The sequence below is a fragment of the Cupriavidus sp. H39 genome (assembly GCF_050271075.1).
Taxonomy (GTDB): Bacteria; Pseudomonadota; Gammaproteobacteria; order Burkholderiales; family Burkholderiaceae; genus Cupriavidus; species Cupriavidus necator_B.
Genome location: NZ_CP189846.1, coordinates 81,720 through 99,316, shown reverse-complemented (window position 1 = coordinate 99,316; position 17,597 = coordinate 81,720). Strand labels below are relative to the sequence as shown.

The window sequence follows — 17,597 nt, the reverse complement described above, 5'->3', positions numbered from 1 at the left end:
CATGACGCCTGGCATCCCTCCGCAGCAAAGCACTGCGCCGGCCTTTGACAACGCCTGGCTGAGACGGGCCGCGCAGACCGTGCTGCACATATCGGACGGCATCAGCTACCTGGAACTCGCCGATCCCGATACCCATCTGCGCCGCTTCGCCAGGAGTGCGCCGCTGGCGCACAGCGAGCCACTGCAGGACGAGCTCCGGCTGTCCGGCCGCCTGCAAGCCGACTGGGCCGCAGTGCCGGCGGCCACGCTGCGCAGCGCAGAGCGCATGGTGGTGGTGTATGGCGCAGCGCCCACTTCGACCCTCGCCGCGACACTGGGCGGCGCCCCGGTCCCCGTCGCACGCTTCCTCGAGCTTGCCATCGGCAGCGCCCGTGCGCTGGCGGGCGCGCATGCGCACGGCCTGCTGCATGGCGATATCCGGCCGCACAACCTGCTCGCCGACGACCGCGCCGGCGTGCGCCTGACCGGCTTTGACCACGCCACCGCGCTGGATGCCATGCCGTCCGTCGTGCCGCGGCCCGGGCCTGCATCATGGCCATACCGGTCGCCTGAAGTCGCGCGCGAGGACCACGCGCGCACCAGCGCGCGCTCGGACCTGTATTCGCTCGGCATCACCTTTTACCAGATGCTGACCGGCACGCTGCCGTTCACCGCGGACTCGCCCGCGGCGTGGCAGCATGCCCATCTCGCCATCGAACCCGTTCCGCCCCAGGTGCTCGCACCTGGCATCGCGCCGCTGCTGGGGGCGATCGTGCTCAGGCTGCTGGCCAAGGATCCCGCCGACCGCTATGCCGGCGCCATGTCGCTGCTGGCCGACCTGTTGCGCTGCCAGGCGGACTGGCGCGAACGCGGCGAGATCGCGCCGTTTAACCTCGACGGCGCCGGCGCGACTTCGACGCTGAGCGTGTCCGGCGAACTCTTTGGCCGCGCGCGCGAAACCGCGCAGCTGGCCGATGCGCTGGCGCGCGTGCGCCACAGCGGCCAGTCCGAGCTGGTGCTGATCGCCGGCGCCGCCGGCACCGGCAAGTCAGCGCTGGCGGCCTGGCTGTCGTGTCACGCGGGACAGCAAGACATGCGCTTTGCCAGCGGCAAGAGCGACCAATTGCAACGCGAAATTCCGTATGCGCCGGTGGCCCAGATGATCCGCGCGCTGGTGCTGCCGCTGCTCGCCGAGCCGGAAGCCGCGCTGGCGCCGGTGCGCGAGCGCTGGCTGGGCGCGCTCGCGGGGCAGGGCCGGGCCGTTGCCGAGCTGGTGCCGGAGGCCGGACATGTGCTTGGAGGCACCGCGCCGCTGGCCGACGTGCCGGCCCGGCAGGCGCAGGCGCGCGCGGTGAAGGCCATCCTGGCCACTTTCGCCATCTTTGCGGATAAGGGCGCGCCGCTGGTGCTGTGCTTCGATGACCTGCAATGGGCCGATGCGTCGACCATTGCGCTGCTCGAAGCCTTCACCACGCAACGTCCTGGCAACTTGCTGCTGATCGCCGCCTATCGCGACCACGGCAACGACGTGGAGCAGCGCTTTTCGTGGCTGCTGCACGCCAGTCGCTCCGGCGCGCTGCCGGTCACGCGCATCGCCGTGCGCCCCCTGGCCGTGCCGGACCTGACCGAACTGGTGGCGGCTGCCTTGCATGAGCCGGCGCCGCGGGTCGAGGGGCTGGCGCGCCTGGTGCATGCGAAGACCGGTGGCAACCCCTTCTTCTCGTACCAGCTATTGCGCGCGCTGGTCGACGACGGCGTGCTGGCCTACCGCGACGACGACGCCGGCTGGCATTGGGACGAGGCAGACGCCGCCCAGCATCGCTACAGCGACAGCGTGACCGACCTGATGACTCGCCGCTTCGCCAGGCTGCCGGAAGACGGTGCGGAGTTGCTGCAGCAACTGGCGTGCGTGGGCATACGCTGCGAGCGAAGCCTGCTCGCCTGCGTGGCGCAAGTCAGTCCGGCCCGGCTTGGCGCGCGGCTGCGCCCGTTCGTCGCTGCCGGACTGCTGATCCGTACGGAGGATGGCTACGCCTTCCAGCATGACCGCGTGCTGGAAGCCGCGTACGCCATGGTCGATGCGCGCGAACGTACGGCCATGCACGCGCGCATCGCGGGCATCATGATCGAGCACTGGCAAGCCGAGCTGGCCGTGCATGCCTTCGAGATCGGCAACCAGATCGAGCGCGCGCACGGGCATCCGTTGCCGGAGCTGCAACGCGTGGCGTTTGTGCAGGTGCTGCTGGTCGCTGCCAGGCGCGCCCGGCGCAGCGCGGCGCTGGCGCAGGCGATTCGCTACACCGACGAGGCGTTCGCCTTGATGCAGCCGTCGTGGTGGTCGACGCACTGCGAACTGGCCTACGCCGCCAGCCTGCTGCACTGCGAATGCCTGCTGGCGCAGGCACGCCTTGAGCCCGCCTCGCGCGAGATCGATGCGCTGCTCGCGCGCGAGCTGCCGCCGGCGGACAAGGCAGCCGTGCATCGGCTGAAGGCCAGCCTGCAGACCGTGCGTTCCGATTACGAAGGCGCGATCAACGCCGCGTTGTCGGGGCTGGCGCTGCTCGATATCCACCTGGAGCGCGGCCCCACGCCAGCGCGCATGCGCGAGGCCTATGAGGCAGTGAGCAGGGCGCTGGACGGTCGCCCGATCGACAGCCTGGGGTCGTTTCCGGCGACCGAAGACAGCCGCATCCAGACCATCATGGGCCTGCTGTCGACGCTGATCTCATCGCTGTTCGTGCATGACGGCATCAGCTTCCTGCATGTGGCCAAAATGGTGGAACTGACGCTGGAGCACGGCGCCACCGCGGAATCGCCGTACGGGCTTTCCTGGTTCGGCGTCTTTATCGCCAGCCTGTATGAGGAATACGAGGACGGCCTGGCTTACGGGCTGGCGGCGATGGACCTGGCCGATCGCCATGGCTACGAGGCCGAACGCATTGCAACGCTGGTGGCGGTCGACCAGGTCAGCGCCTGGACCCGGCCACTGTCCTACGCGCTGGCGCATGCGCAGCGCGCGGTCCTGCTGGGCCTGGCCTCGGGCGATATCGGCATGGCCTGCTATGCCTGCAACCATATCGCCTCGGACCTGCTTGCCATGGGCGAGCACCTGCGGCTGGTGGAGGAAGAGATCGGCCGCGGGCTGGCGCTGACCCGGCTGGTGCAATACCGGGACATCGAGCTGATCCTGTATTCGCAGCTGCATTTCCTGCACCGCCTGCGCAACGGCGACGAAGCGCCGCCGCAGGGCGAGGCCGTCCACCAGATGAGCGCGGCGCAGCGGCTGGCGCACGCCAACTCGCTGCCGACCCAGTTCTGGATCTGGCTTTACGACGGCATGGCTGCGGTGTTCCGGCAGGAATGGGACCACGCGGTGCGGAGCCTGCGCGAGGCCCAGGCGCTGAGCTGGTCGGCGCCGGCCCATATCAACGTCGCCGATTGCCGGCTGTATCTCGCCATTGCACTGGCGCACGCGGTCACCGGTGCGGCGCCGGACCGCGTCATGGCCGACGTGGCGGCGCAGCGCGACTGCTTTGTCCGCTGGGCGGCGCTGAACCCGCTGACCTTCCAGGGCAAGCTAGCGATGGTCGATGCCGAGCTGGCGCGCTTGCGCGGCGATCCGATGCGGGCGCTGGCCTGCTATGAGCAGTCGGCCGCTGCCGCCGCTGCGGCCGGGTTCGTTCACGAGGCGGCGCTCGCGCACGAGCTGGCCGGCATGCTGTGCGACGCGCGCGGCCTGCCGACCGCGGCCGCGCAGCACTGGCGCCTGGCCCGTGCCGGCTACCGCCGCTGGGGCGCGGAGCACAAGGCGATGCTGCTGGACGCGCGGCATCCGCAGCTCGACGTTGCGGGGCCTGACGACGGTGGCCCCGGCGGCGCCGACAGCAAGCTTGCCGCGAGCCGCTGGGAGCTGGGCATGAAGACGGCCAGGGCAATGTCCAGCGAGATCGTGATGGACCGGCTGATCGAAACGCTGATGACCCATGTGGTGGTCCACGCTGGCGCCCAGTACGGATTGCTGCTGCTGATGCGCGGCGAGCAGCCCATGATCGAAGCCTCGGGACGCGTCGCCGACGGCAAGGTGGCGGTGACGCTGGGCAGCGCGGTGCCGACCGAACAGGCCCTGCCGCTGGCGGTGCTCGACAGCGTGCTGCGCACCCGGCAGACGCTGGTGCTGGATGATGCCATGGTCGACGCGCCGTCGATCCGCAGCAAGGGCGCCATCCCCAGCGGCTTGCGCTCGGTGCTGTGCCTGCCGCTGCTGCGCGGCGGCAGCATGATCGGCGCGATCTACCTGGAAAACAACCTGGCCCCCGCGGTGTTCGACGCCGGCCGGATCGCCGAACTCGAGGTGCTGGCGCCGCAGTTGGCGATCTCGCTCGAGACCGCGCGCCTGTACGAGCAACTGATCGACGAGAGCAACCGCCGCGTCGCGGCGGAGATGCGGCTGCGCAGCGCAAGCTCGGCACTGGCGCGCACCTCGCACCTGACCGTGATGGGCAGCCTGGCCGCATCGATCGCCCATGAAGTGAACCAGCCGCTGACCGCCATCGTCGCCACTGTCGACGCCAGCCTGCGCTGGCTGAACCGGCCCACCCCGGAGATCGCCGAGGCGCTCGACGGCTTTAGCCATATCAAGCACAACGCGCTGCGCGCCGCCGACATCATCCGCGCCATGCGCGCGCTGGCAAAGCAGGCACCGGCGGTGCTGGCACCGCTGCATCCCGACGAAGTCCTGCGCGAGGTGCTGGACATGGTGCGCCTGGACATCGACGCGCACGACGTCAAGGTCTGCACGCGCCTGGCTGCGCGGACCACCATGGTCGAAGCCGATCGCGTCCAGCTGCAGCAGGTGGTGCTGAACCTGATCACCAACGCGCTCGACGCCATGGCGCAGACGCCGGCGGCGCAGCGCGAGCTGATCGTGACCTCGTACCGGGAAAACGACAACGTCGTCGTCAGCGTGCAGGACCATGGCTCCGGCATTCCCGACGACGTGCTGGGCCAGGTATTCGATCCATTCTTCACCACCAAGGAAGACGGCATGGGCATGGGCCTCGCCATCTGCCGCTCCATCATCGAGGCGCACGGCGGCACGCTGGAAGTGCGCAACCGGCGCAGCGGCGGCAGCGAGTTCATATTCCGGCTGCCGGTGTGCGAGATGTTGCCGTCGGTGGGTCCATAGAAGCGGCACGCGTGACGGCGGCTGTTACAGATCGACCCTCCGGCGCCTGAGACGCCGAGCTACGTCGGTCCAGTTCTTGCCAGCCAGCGCATCCGGCACTACAACATTCCAATGGCCGCAGCATGGCGGCATGGGGAGGCTGGCGCTATGGACATTCACCCGGGCTTTCGCCGCGTTGCGGCAATCGGTGCTACGGCCTTGTCCACGCTCGCTTCCGCAGCGGGTCCGGATGCGCCCTTCCAGCCCACCCAGGTGTCTGCGTCGCCCGATCGCAACGCCGGCCTGCAAGCCTTTGCCAATATCGAGCGGGTGCTGTTGCATGGCCGCTGCCTGAACTGCCATGTGCCCGATTCCCCACTGCAGGGCGATGCCAAGGCGCCGCACTATCCCCCAGTGCAGCGCGGCGTCGACGGCAGGGGCGTTGCACCGCTGCAATGCGCCACCTGCCATGGCACGCAGAACAGCCCGCTTGTGCATGCGCCCCCCGGGCTGGATACCGACGGCCAGCCGGGATGGCACATGCCACCAGCCAGCATGAAGATGTCCTGGCTTGGACTCAATGGCCCTGCGCTGTGCAAGGTGTTCCGCGAGCCAAAGACCAACGGCGGGCGTTCGCTCGCAATGCTCGAGGAACATATGGTCATGGACCATCTCGTTGCCTGGGGCTGGCAGCCGGGGCCCGGGCGCACTTTGCCGTCGCTGGACAAGGCGTCTTTCGACGAGCAGGTGCGCACATGGATCCGCAATGGCGCGCCTTGCGATACGAGCGAACCGCTGCGTACTTCGGTCGGACCCACGCGCGCCGCTGCTGACGAGGCATTGGCGAAGCATCTGCGCGAGATCGCGCGCTCTGGCGTCATGACCAAGACGGCGCGGGAAGGCAACGGGAGCCAGCCATGATCTCTTTACGCCTCAATGGCAAGACGCAGGAAGTGGATGTGCCTGGCGACATGCCGGTGCTTTGGGTGCTGCGCGACAACCTTGCGCTGACCGGGACCAAGTTCGGCTGCGGTATCGCGGTGTGCGGGGCATGCACCGTCCATGTCGACGGCCAGCCGCGTCGCGCGTGCGTGACACCGGTGTCTTCCGTCGCCGGCCGGCAGGTCACCACCATCGAGGCCATTGGCGACGACAAGGTGGGCCGGGCAGTGCAGGAAGCCTGGATCCGTCACGATGTTGCACAGTGCGGATACTGCCAGAGCGGCCAGATCATGTCCGCGGTGGCGCTCCTCAAGGCCAACCCGCATCCGACGGACGCCGATATCGACCGCGCCATGAGCGCCAATCTGTGCCGCTGCGGCACCTACGCGCGCATCCATGCTGCGGTCAAGGACGCCGCAAAGTCTATCGGCTGAGGAGATGCCATGATACGCATGCAGCAGGCAAGTGGCGGCATCGACCGGCGCACATTCCTGAAGCTGAGCTTCGGTTCCGGCTTCGCGCTGTGCGCTTTCCCGGTGGGTGCGCAGACGGCCGGCGGTGCCTCGCCCACACCGCCCGCGCCCCCGGTTCCGCCATCGGCTTTTGTCGGTATCGATGCCGATGGCATCGTGACGGTCACCATCGGCAAGCTCGAGTTCGGGCAGGGCGTGCAGACGGCATTGCCGATGATCGTGGCAGAAGAGCTTGACGCGGACTGGAGCAAGGTGCGCTGCCAGCTCGCCCCCGCCGGCGAGGCCTACAAGGATCCGGTCTTTCACATGCAGATGGTCGGCGGCTCGACCAGCATGAAGAACTGCTGGACGCAGTATCGCGAGGTGGGCGCGCGCATGCGTGCCATGCTGCTTGCCGCAGCCGCCCGGCGCTTTGGTGTCCCGCCTGCGCAGCTGAAGGCCGACTCGGGCGTGGTGACCACGCCGGACGGCCGCCGCACCACGTACGGCGAGCTGGCCGCGGCCGCGCTGGCCGAGCCCGTGCCGGCAAGCGTGCAGCTCAAGTCGCCGCAGCAGTTCAGGCTGATCGGCAAGCCTGTCGACCGACTGGATGCGCGCGACAAGTCCAACGGCAGGCAACAGTTCGGCATCGACATGATGTTGCCCGGCATGCGCGCCGTGGTCATGGTGCATCCGCCGGTGTTCGGCGCCCGCGTGGCGCGCGTCGACACGGCGCCCGCAAAAGCGATCGCCGGGGTGGAAGATGTCTATCAGGTACCGCTGGTCGGCGGCGCCACCGGGCTGGCCATCGTCGCCAGCGGATTCTGGGCGGCGCGGCAGGCACGCGAGGCGTTGCAGGTGGAATGGGATACCACCGGCGTCGAGAAGGCGGACAGCACCGCGCTGCTGGCCCGCTACCGCGAGCTGGCAATTCAGCCCGGCACGCAGGCGAGCACGGCCGACACCTCCGCGCTGGCTGCCGCGCCACACCGGATCACCGCCGAATTTACCTTCCCATACCTCGCGCATACGCCGATGGAGCCGCTCAATTGCACCATCGACTTCCGTGGCAACCAGTGCACGGTGTGGGCCGGCTCGCAGTTCCAGACCGTTGACCAGGCCAATGTCGCGGCCGTACTTGGCCTGAAGCCGGAGCAGGTGACCTTCAACACCATGATGGCCGGCGGCGGCTTCGGCCGGCGCGCGGTGCCGACTTCGGATTACCTGTTCGAAGCCGCCCAGGTGGCCAAGGCACGGTACGCCGCGGGCCGCCGCGAGCCGATCAAGATGATCTGGATCCGCGAAGACGACGTGCGCGGTGGCTACTACCGCCCGATGCACCTCCACCGCGTGGAAATCGGCCACGACGGCAAGGGCAAGGTTCTCGCCTGGAAGCACGTCATCGTTGGCCAGTCCATCACGATGGGCACGCCGTTCGAATCCTTCACCGTCAAGAATGGGGTTGACTCGACCATGGTCGAGGGCGTCGCCGGCAGCCCCTATCCGTTCCCGATCGCGCTCCAGGTTCATCACCCCAAGGTCAATGTGCCGGTACTGTGGTGGCGTTCGGTGGGACACACCCACACCGCCTTTGTCATGGAGACGCTGGTCGACGAACTGGCCCGCTCCGCCGGCATCGATCCGGTGGCGTATCGCCGCACGCTGCTGCGCGAGCACAAGCGACATATCGCGGCGCTGGACCTGGCGGTGGAACGCTCCGGCTACGGCAAGCGTCGCCTGGCGGCCGGCCGCGCATGGGGCGTGGCGGTCCACGAATCGTTCGACACCGTGGTGGCGTACATCGTCGAGGCTTCGATGCGCGGCAACCAGCCGGTCGTGCATCGCGTCACCGCTGCCGTGCACTGCAATATGCCGATCAATCCGCGCACCATCGAGGCACAGGTCCAGGGCGGCATGCTGATGGGGCTGGGCACCACGCTACCGGGCGCGCAGATCACGCTGAAGGACGGCGTGGTGCAGCAAGGCAACTGGAATGATTACCGGCTGGCCACGCATGCGGACATGCCCGCCCAGGTTGCCGTGTACATCGTGCCCTCGGCCGACCCGCCGACCGGCATCGGCGAAACCGCGGTGCCGCCGATTGCGCCCGCACTGGCCAACGCCGTTGCGGCCCTTACAGGCAAGCGGTATCGTAGCCTGCCGTTCGGCGACGTGACATGATCGAAACGCCTGCGCGGCCAGGGTGACACGTGGGCGGTAGCGTCCCGACGTCCCTGACAGCGTGCGCGTGAACTCGCGCCGGTGGCGGCCGGAAAATGCCAGCTCGGCATCAAGCCGAAACGACCATCCCATCCACCATGGCTTCGCACAGCTGCAGCAGCTTTTGCGTGTCCAGCGTCTTGGTCTTTGCGGTTGCGTTGATGGAATAGACCTGCGCGATGCCGCGCAGGCTGGCGACGATGAAAGTGGCCAGGCTGTCCAGGTCCTCTTCGATGAAGCGGGTGCCCTGGGCCTGTTCGGCCTCCAGGCACTCGCGCACGAAAGCGACGGTGGCATCGTTCATGCGCGCTACGTCTGCCGCGAATTCCCGATCCTGGAAGATGGCCTCCGACAATAGTGCCGAGAACACCTGCGTGTTGGAGTCCGACTTGCCGAGGCTGCCGAGCTGGGTACGGATGAAGCTGCGCAGGCGCGCGAGGCCCACCGTGTGCCCCTCCGCCTGATGGAAACGCCTGGCGAACTGGCTGCGCAATTCGGACAGCACGGCCAGTTGCAGCGCCTGCTTGTTGCCGTACAGGTGGACCACCAGCCCTTTGCTGACGCCGGCAGTCTCGGCCACCTCGGCAATGGTCATGCCGCCAATGCCCTTGGCACGCATGACCGTCATGGCGGCCTTGATCAACGCACCCTCCGACGTGGCGCGCCGTTCCTCCTGGGTGCGTCGGGTTCGGGCGGGGTGGGCGGCAGGGGCGGTCATGTGCGAGCAAATTCAGGCGTGTTGGAAGACAGCAATTCTTCCAGATTATCGGGTGTGAAATCCAGGGCGCCGAGAATTTCGCGCGTGTGCGTACCGGCCGGGGCGATGTCCCGCAAGGCCGCGGGCGTGGCCGAGAACCGCGGCGCGGGACTGGCCTGCAGCACGCCACCATGCTCGACATAACTCTGGCGGGAGGCCAGGTGTGGGTGGCGCGCGGCCTCGTCCGGCGCCAGCACGGGTGCCCAGCAGGCATCGCTGCCTTCCAGGCAAGCCTCCCATTCGGCGCGTGTGCGCGAGCTTATCCGTGCGGCCATGGCCTGCCTGAGCGCGGGCCACAGGTCGGGGTCGTTCTGGCCGCGGACAAAGCGCGCGTCGCCGCTGAGTCCGAGGCGCGCCAGCAACTCTGCATAGAACCTCGGTTCCAGCGGCGCTAAGTTGATCCAGCCGCCATCCTTGCACCGGAAGCTTTGCGCCGCCCAGTGCGACGCGTCAAACGCCTGCGTTCCCCGCGCGAAACTGCCGCCGCGCCGCTGGATGGCGCCGAGCATCAGGTTCAGCATGTGGGCCGCGCCATCGACGATGGCGGCATCGACGACCTGTCCTTGCCCCGTGCTGCGCGCATGTTGCAGGGCGGCCAGCAGTCCGACCGCCAGGTAAAGCGCGCCGCCTGCCACGTCGCCCAGCACGGTGGACGGCGCCATCGGCGGCTGATCGGGCGGGCTCGCAAACCAGAGCGCGCCGCTGAGGGCGGTGTAGTTGCTGTCGTGCCCGGCGCGCGGTGCCCATGGCCCGTCCTGGCCCCAGCCCGTCATGCGCCCGTACACCAGCGCGGGCCGGCGCTGCAGGCACACCTCCGGACCCAGGCCCAGGCGCTCCATCACGCCCGGGCGCATGCCCTCGATCAGCAGGTCGGCGCCCTCGCACAGGCGCAGCACGGCCTCGACGGCGACGGGATGCTTGAGATTCAGCACCACGGACTGCTTGCCGCGGCTGGTGATGGCATGGGGCCGTTCCGGCGCGGCCAGGCGCTCCGGCGGCTCGACCGCGATGACGGTCGCGCCCAGGTCGGCCAGCAGCATGCCGCAGAACGGGCCGGGCCCGATGCCGCTGATTTCGATCACTTTGACGCCTGCGAGTGGGCCCATGGTGTGCGCTCCTTGTTGGACAGGGATGGGTGGGGCAAGCCAGGACATAGGTGTCCGACTGCGTGAAAACCCTATTTGATAAATCATACAAACTTACCGACCATATGGTAAGTAAGTTGAGGAAAAAACATGACGACAGACGAGACAACCCCACGAATCGACAAGCCCGGGCTCTGTGGCTGGAACACCCATCACACCCCTTTTCTCAAGGGCATCCGCTGCACCGCGTGCAATGAAGTGGCGTTTCCCCCCCAGCACTACGGCTGCGAGCGCTGCGGCAGCGGCGCCCTGGCCGATATCGAACTGGCCGCCCAGGGCGTGGTGCTGGGCAGCAGCCAGGTCCACATCCATGCCCAGCCGGAGCCGGCCATGCCGTTCACGGTGGCAGAGGTGCGACTCGACGCCGGGCCGGTGGTGCGCGCCCTGCTCGACGTGGGGCATGAGCCGGGCGACTGGCATGGCCGGCGCGTCCATGGCGTGCTGCGTCAGCGCGGCCACGACCCGGCGGTCCTGGAATTCCGCTTCGGGGTGACGGCATGAAGCAAACACTAAAGGACCTGCGGCCGGTCTACGTGGTTGGCATTGGCTGGCACCGTTACCAGGACCCGTCGGATACGCCGTACGTGACCCTGGGCCTGACCGCCGCGCGCCAGGCGCTGGCGGATGCGGGCGTGCCCATCGCCGGCGTCGATACCGCTTATGTTGCGCGGGCGCTGCTGGGCATGGCCTGCGGGCGACCCATCCTGCGCCACCTGGGGGCGACGGGCCTGCCCATCGCCCATGTCGAAAACGCGTCGGCCTCCGGCTCCACGGCGTTCCGCCATGCCTGCATCGAAGTGGCCAGCGGCCTGGCCGATACCGCGCTGGTGCTGGGCGTGGACAAGCGCGCGCCGGTGGTCCGGGCCGAGACGCAGGCCGGCATCGAGCATCTGGCCAGTGAATACATCGCGCCGTTCACGCACTTCGCGCTGCTGGCGGACAAGTACGTGCATCGCTCCGGGGCCGACATGCGCGACATCGCGCTGGCCGCGGTGAAGAACCACAACAACGGCGCGCTCAACCCGAACGCCCAGCGCCAGAAGCCGCGCACGCTGGAGGAGGTGCTGGGCGGGCGCAAGGTGTCGGGCGAGCTCACGGTGCTGCAATGCACGCCGGTCGGTGAAGGCGCGGCGGCCGTGGTGCTGATGTCCGAAGACGCGATCCGGGCGCACGGCATCGACCCCGGCCGCGCGGTGCGGGTGCTGTCGTCCGCCGCCCAAAGCCAGGCCGTGTACCAGGACGCCACGGCGTTCGATGAACTGCTCACCCAAGCCACCTGCCAGCAGGCCCTGCAGGAGGCCGGCGTCGCCCCCGCGGCGCTTGACGTGGTCGAGCTGCACGATGCCTTTGCCATCGAAGAGGTGCTGTACCTCGAGGCCATGGGCCTATGCAAGCCGGGCCACGCTATCCCTGCCCTGAAGGCGGGCGAGTTCCACATCGGCGGCAAGGTGGCGGTGAGCCCGTCCGGCGGGCTGATTGCCATGGGTCATCCGATCGGCCCCACCGGCGTCGGCCAGATCGCCGAAATCACGCTGCAGCTGCGCGGCGAGGCCGGGCAGCGGCAGCAACCCCGGGCGCGCACGGGGCTGGCGCACATGGTTGGCGTAGGCGCCGTCTGCTACGCGCACGTGCTGGGCATCTGAACCCCGAACCCTATCCAGGAGACACAGACATGATCGACTACATGGTCGAATTCGACGAGGACACGCGTGCCATCGTGGACCTCACCCGCAAGCTGGTGCACAAGCACCAGATGCCGCTGGAGGCCCGCAAGCTGCAGGGCGGCGAGATCACGCCGCAGGATCTGCTGCCCGGCACCCGGGCCGCAAAAGAGGTGGGACTGTGGGGCCTGACGCTGCCCGAAGCGCTGGGCGGCGCGAAGCTGACGGTGACGCAGCAGCTGGCGGTCATCGAGGAGAACTTCCAGTGCCTGGTGCCCCTGCGCTTCGGCGGGCAGGTGCCGCCGTTCCTCTTCAACGCCACGGGCGTGCAGAAGGAGCGCTACCTCGATCCCTGCCTGGAGGACCGGCTGCGCTACGCGTTTGCGCAGACTGAGCCTTCGGGCGGCGCCGATCCTGGCAATGCGATCCAGACCAAGGCCGTCAAGCGCGGCGACAAGTGGGTGATCAACGGCACCAAGGTCTTCATCTCCAGCGTCGGCCCGGCAGAGGTGATCTTCGTGGTGGCCGTGACCGACCAGGAAAAGCGCCAGCACGGCGGCATCTCCATGTTCGCGGTCGACAAGGCCAACCCGGGCCTGAAGGTGTCGCGCGACATCCAGACGCTGGACGGCATGATCACCAACGAGCTGATCTTCGACAATTGCGAAGTGCCGGAGGATGCGTTGATCGGCGCCAGCGGCGAAGGCTTTCGCAATGCCCAGATCATCCTATCGCAAGCGCGCTTCGGCGTGGGCGCGCGCGCCATGGGCATCGCCATGCGCACGCTGGAGATGATGACCGACTACGCGAAGGATCGCGTGGCGTTTGGCTCGCCGCTGTCGCAGAAGCAGGCGATCCAGGCCATGGTCGTGGATTCATGGATCGATATCAACCAGTGCCGCCTGATGATGTACGCGGCCGCCCGCAAGGCCGATGCCGGCCAGGACACGCGCGTAGAGGCCAGCCTGATCAAGATGCAGGCGACCGAGGTGGTCGGACGCGTACTCGACCGCGGCGTGCAGATCTTCGGCGCGGCCGGGGTCTCGCTGGATAACCCCATCGCGCACTGGTACCGCTCGCAGCGCCCGGCCCGCATCTATGAAGGCCCGAGCGAGGTGCACAAGTACCACGTGCTGGCCCGTCACCTGTTCCGCTGATCGATGGACATCCCCATGACAACTGTACCGACCCTGCCTGAGCACTGGGCCCAGGTTCAGCCCGACCGGACCGCGGTGCTGGCCGCGGACGACTGCCTGAGCTGGCGCGAACTCAACACCCTGGCCGACAACATCGCCAACCAGCTGGCCAGCCGCGGCGTCGTCGCCGGCGACATCGTGGCCCTGCGCATGCAGACCACGACGCAATGGGTGGCATTGATGCTGGCGCTGTCCAAGCTCAAGGCCCGGCTTCTGGGCATCAACTGGCGCCTGGTTCCCGACGAGGTCAACTATGTGTTGCAGAACGCCGGCGCCGGCATGCTGATACTGGACGACGAGCAGCCGCATGGGTTCATGGAAAAAATCTCCGTGCTGGCGCGGGACGCCATCATTCCGGTAAGCAGGACTGGCGCACAGAGCCAATGGAACGCGCTGATCCAGCCGGGCGGAGCGCCCATCCTCATGGAAGAACTGTGCGAGCAGATCATCTACACCTCCGGAACCACGGGCAGGCCCAAAGGCGTGGCGCGCCATCTGCGGCCTGAGCCGGGCAACGAGCGCCTGAACCGCTATCTGGAAGCCCAGGGCGGGGCGTACAAGCGCTACCAGGCATCCGACGTGGTGCTGGTGTCCATGCCCCTGCACCACGGCTCGGGCCCCTCGCAGGTGCGCGCGGCAATGACGCACGGCTCCATGCTGGTCCTGCAGAACCGCTTCGATGCCGCGCACTGGTTCGACCTGGCCGAGCAGCACGGCGTCACGCACTGGACCGGCGTGCCCACCATGTACAAGCGGCTCAAGAGCTACCAGGAGGCCTCGGGCCGCCAGGTGCCGCGCCTCAAGAGCATGGGCATCGGCGCCGCGCCGGTCCCGATGGCGATCAAGCACTGGGTGCAAGCGCAGTTCGGGCCGGTGCTGCATGAGGGCTACGGCTCCACCGAGACCGGCATGATCGCCGGCATGAAGGCGGAAGACCACTTCAGGAAACCCGGATCCAGCGGCCTGCCCTATGACGGCGTGGAAGTCGAAATCCGCAACGAGGACGGCAAGCCGTGCCCTTGCGGCACCGTCGGCGAGATCTGGGTCAACACCCCGGCCGTGATCAGGAACTATCTCAACGCGCCGCCGCTGGACGAAGACACGCTCGACGCGCGCGGCTTCTTCCGCACCGGCGACATGGGGCATCTCGATGCAGACGGCTATCTCTACATCACCGACCGCGCCAAGGACATGATCATCTCGGGCGGGGTCAACATCTATCCCGCGGAAATCGAAGCCGCGTTCTACCAGCATCCCGGCTTGCTCGACATCGCGGTGGTCGGCCTGCCCGACGAAGAATTCGGCGAGAAGGTAGTGGCCTATTACGAGTCCAGGGACGGCCGGCCCATCGCGGGCGACGAACTGGCGGCGCTGGGGCAGGCGCACCTGGCCTCGTACAAGCGGCCACGGGATTTCGTGCATGTCGCCGAACTGCCGCGCAACGCCGTCGGCAAGATCCTGAAGCGCGAGCTTCGCCAACCTCATTGGAATAACCAGGAGCGCAACGTATGAACTTGAACCTGACCGACCTCGACGGAAAAATCGCGGCCGTGACCGGCGCAGGCCAGGGGGTGGGCCGCGAGGTGGCCTTGCACTTTGCCAGGAGCGGCGCGCGGGCCGTCATCGTCAACGACTTCTATGCCGAGCGCGCGCACGCGGTGGTGCGGGAAATCGCGGCGCTGGGCGTGAAAGCCGTGGCGGCCGTCTGTGACGTGACCGACCAGGCGCAGGTCAAGGCCGTGTTTGCGCAGGCCGTGCAAGAGGCCGGCGGCAGCATCGATATCCTGGTCAACAATGCCGGCAATTCTGGCGTCAACCCCGACCCGGAAGCGCGCAAGCATTTCTGGGAAGTCGGCGAGGCGGCGTGGGACAGCTTTATCCGCGTCAACTTCTACGGCGTCATCAACTGCACGGCGGCGGTCGTGCCGGGCATGATCGAAAAAAACGCGGGCCGGCTGATCACCATCATCTCCGACGCCGGCCGCGTGGGCGAGCCCAACCTGGAGATCTATTCCGGCGCCAAGGCCGGCGCCGCCGGCTTTATGCGCGGCGCGGCCCGCGCCCTGGGGCGCTACAACATCACGGCCAATTGCGTGGCCATCTCCGCCACCGCAACGCCGGCGATCGCGGCGCGTCTCGAGGCCGATCCCGACAGGAAAAAGAAGATGCTGTCGAACTACGTGATCCGCCGCGTGGGGCAGCCGGAGGACGTGGCCAACATGGTGCTGTTCCTGGCCTCGGGGTCCAGTTCGTGGATCACCGGCCAGACCTACCCGGTCAACGGCGGATTCTCGTTCAACCTGTAAGGAGCGCAGCATGACAACCGAGCAAGCCGCAGTGCTGGAGAAGCAAGACGGGGTCGCCGTCATCACCCTGAACCGGCCCGAGGTCAAGAACTGCTGCAATAACGCCATGGCGATCGCGCTGCAGGACATCATGGACGAGATCGAAGAGGACCGTACCTGCTTCGTTGCCGTCATCCATGGCGCAGGCGGCAATTTCTCGACCGGCGCCGACCTGAAGGAAGCGGCCAGCGGCGCCAAGCGCGCCAGGCTGCGCCGCGGCGGCTTCGGCTGCTTCATGCACCCGCTGCGCAAGCCGCTGATCGCCGCCGTCGAGGGCTATGCGGTCGGCGGCGGCTTCGAGCTGTGCCTGACTGCCGACATGGTGGTGGCCGCCGCTAACGCCAAGTTCGGCCTGCCCGAGGTCAGGCACAATCTGGTCGCCGTGGGCGGCGGGCTGTTCCGCCTGCCCAAGAAGATTCCTTGCAATATCGCTTTTGAGATGGCCCTGACCGGCAAGTTCTACGACGCCGACTTCCTGCGGCCCTATGGCCTCCTGAACCGGGTGGTCGAGCCGGGCGCGGCCCTGGACAGCGCCATCGAGCTGGCCCGCTCGCTGCTGGTGAACGGCCCGACGGCTCTGGCCGCGTCGAAGCGCATCATGTCCAAGGCCTTCGAATGGCAGGAGCTGGACGCCTGGGAAAACCAGATGCCCATCGCCCAGGTCGCGCTCAACTCCAGGGACCGGGTGGAAGGACTCAAGGCTTTCGCGGCCAAGCGCGCGCCGGTCTGGTCGGGCGAATAGCGCCAACAAGGAGGAGACAACGATGCAACGACGAAGCTTTCTGCTGGGCTCCGCCGCGGCGGCCGCGGCATGGACGGCGCATGCGCCGCTGCTGGCGCAGGACAAGACCCCGATCAGCATCATCCTGCCGCTTGGCGGCGGCTCAGGCGCGGATACCAGCACGCGCATCCTGGCCAGCATCCTGTCCCAGGAACTGCAGCGCACGGTGATCGTCGAGAACAAGCCGGGGGCCGACACCATGATCGCCACGCAGTACGTGCTGAACGGACCGGCTGACGGAACCCGCGTGCTGATGATCTCGCCCAGCAACATGGTGATCGTGCCATTGGTCAACAAGAGCCTGCGCTTCAATCCGGAAACGCAGCTGCAGCCCGTCATCACCTCGACGCGCGGCGGTACTGCCCTGGTCGTGAAGGCAGGCAAGCACAAGTCGCTGGCCGACTTCGTCGCCTACGCCAAGGCCAATCCGGGCAAGGCGTCGCTGGCGACCTATAGCGGGCATTACTACAAGCTGCTGGCGCTGATGATCCAGCGCGAGCTCGGCATCGAGCTCAACAACGTGCAATACAAGGCCCCTGCGCCCGCGCTCAACGACGTGGTCGGCGGCAATGTCGATGCGATGATCATCGACGCCGGCGCCGCGCGCGAATTCTTCCGCGCCGGCAAGATCCATCTGCTGGCCCTGACGCACGAGCGCAGGCCTCCGGCCTTCCACGATGTGCCAACCTTCAGCGAGCTGGGCTACCCCGGTTCGACGGCTTACATCTGGGTCGGCTACGGGGTCAAGGCCGGCACGCCGCCCGAGATGGTCCAGCGCCTGTACAAGGGGTTCTCCGCTGCGCTGAAATCCAAAGAGTATCTGGCTTACGTGGAGCAATCCAGCGCGGGCTCCGAGACGGTCGACCTGGATCCGGAAAAGACCACGCGCTATGCACAGGAAGAGCGCAAGCGCTTTGCCCGCCTGATCGAAAAGACCGGCTACACCAACTGATGG

At 67.7% G+C, this 17,597-nt stretch carries 13 protein-coding genes; 11 read left to right on the top strand and 2 right to left on the bottom strand.

Annotation, left to right across the window (positions count from 1 at the left end):
- Window position 1: 1 nt before the first annotated feature.
- The 4 genes from ACOCMH_RS00930 to ACOCMH_RS00915 all read left to right on the top strand — a co-directional run bounded on the left by ACOCMH_RS00930 (window position 2) and on the right by ACOCMH_RS00915 (window position 8,718).
- Window positions 2–5,164, top strand: a complete 5,163-nt coding sequence (locus ACOCMH_RS00930; protein ID WP_427307321.1) for a trifunctional serine/threonine-protein kinase/ATP-binding protein/sensor histidine kinase — start codon at window positions 2–4, stop codon at window positions 5,162–5,164.
- Window positions 5,165–5,275: 111 nt separating this feature from the next.
- Window positions 5,276–6,064, top strand: a complete 789-nt coding sequence (locus ACOCMH_RS00925; protein ID WP_427307320.1) for a hypothetical protein — start codon at window positions 5,276–5,278, stop codon at window positions 6,062–6,064.
- Window positions 6,061–6,519, top strand: a complete 459-nt coding sequence (locus tag ACOCMH_RS00920; RefSeq protein ID WP_427307319.1) for a (2Fe-2S)-binding protein — start codon at window positions 6,061–6,063, stop codon at window positions 6,517–6,519. Before ACOCMH_RS00925 ends, ACOCMH_RS00920 begins: the two co-directional genes overlap by 4 nt.
- A gap of 18 nt (window positions 6,520–6,537) precedes the next feature.
- Complete coding sequence (locus ACOCMH_RS00915) at window positions 6,538–8,718, top strand: molybdopterin cofactor-binding domain-containing protein (protein WP_427307318.1); 2,181 nt, start codon at window positions 6,538–6,540, stop codon at window positions 8,716–8,718.
- A gap of 109 nt (window positions 8,719–8,827) precedes the next feature.
- On the opposite strand, the gene ACOCMH_RS00910 is transcribed toward ACOCMH_RS00915, so the two are convergent.
- Together ACOCMH_RS00910 and ACOCMH_RS00905 are read right to left on the bottom strand one after the other, a co-directional pair.
- Entirely contained in the window at window positions 8,828–9,475 is a 648-nt protein-coding gene (locus ACOCMH_RS00910; RefSeq protein ID WP_427307317.1) for a TetR/AcrR family transcriptional regulator, read from the bottom strand.
- Window positions 9,472–10,620, bottom strand: a complete 1,149-nt coding sequence (locus tag ACOCMH_RS00905) for a CaiB/BaiF CoA transferase family protein (protein WP_427307316.1) — start codon at window positions 10,618–10,620, stop codon at window positions 9,472–9,474. Before ACOCMH_RS00905 ends, ACOCMH_RS00910 begins: the two co-directional genes overlap by 4 nt.
- Before the next feature lie 129 nt (window positions 10,621–10,749).
- Here ACOCMH_RS00905 and ACOCMH_RS00900 point away from each other — a divergent pair, with 129 nt between their 5' ends.
- The 7 genes from ACOCMH_RS00900 to ACOCMH_RS00870 are packed head-to-tail and all read left to right on the top strand — an operon-like array spanning window position 10,750 to window position 17,594.
- Window positions 10,750–11,160, top strand: a complete 411-nt coding sequence (locus ACOCMH_RS00900; RefSeq protein ID WP_427307315.1) for a Zn-ribbon domain-containing OB-fold protein — start codon at window positions 10,750–10,752, stop codon at window positions 11,158–11,160.
- Window positions 11,157–12,302, top strand: a complete 1,146-nt coding sequence (locus tag ACOCMH_RS00895; RefSeq protein WP_427307314.1) for a thiolase family protein — start codon at window positions 11,157–11,159, stop codon at window positions 12,300–12,302. The genes ACOCMH_RS00900 and ACOCMH_RS00895 overlap by 4 nt, the downstream gene beginning before the upstream one ends.
- A gap of 29 nt (window positions 12,303–12,331) precedes the next feature.
- Window positions 12,332–13,477, top strand: coding sequence for an acyl-CoA dehydrogenase family protein (locus ACOCMH_RS00890; protein ID WP_427307313.1), 1,146 nt, complete (start codon window positions 12,332–12,334; stop codon window positions 13,475–13,477).
- A 15-nt stretch (window positions 13,478–13,492) separates the two neighbouring features.
- A complete protein-coding gene (locus tag ACOCMH_RS00885; RefSeq protein ID WP_427307312.1) occupies window positions 13,493–15,028 on the top strand; it encodes a class I adenylate-forming enzyme family protein in 1,536 nt (511 codons plus the stop codon).
- Complete coding sequence (locus ACOCMH_RS00880) at window positions 15,025–15,822, top strand: SDR family NAD(P)-dependent oxidoreductase (RefSeq protein ID WP_427307311.1); 798 nt, start codon at window positions 15,025–15,027, stop codon at window positions 15,820–15,822. Before ACOCMH_RS00885 ends, ACOCMH_RS00880 begins: the two co-directional genes overlap by 4 nt.
- A gap of 10 nt (window positions 15,823–15,832) precedes the next feature.
- On the top strand, window positions 15,833–16,603 hold the full coding sequence (locus tag ACOCMH_RS00875) for a crotonase/enoyl-CoA hydratase family protein (protein WP_427307310.1): 771 nt from the start codon (window positions 15,833–15,835) through the stop codon (window positions 16,601–16,603).
- Window positions 16,604–16,625: 22 nt separating this feature from the next.
- On the top strand, window positions 16,626–17,594 hold the full coding sequence (locus ACOCMH_RS00870; RefSeq protein WP_427307309.1) for a Bug family tripartite tricarboxylate transporter substrate binding protein: 969 nt from the start codon (window positions 16,626–16,628) through the stop codon (window positions 17,592–17,594).
- Window positions 17,595–17,597: the final 3 nt, after the last annotated feature.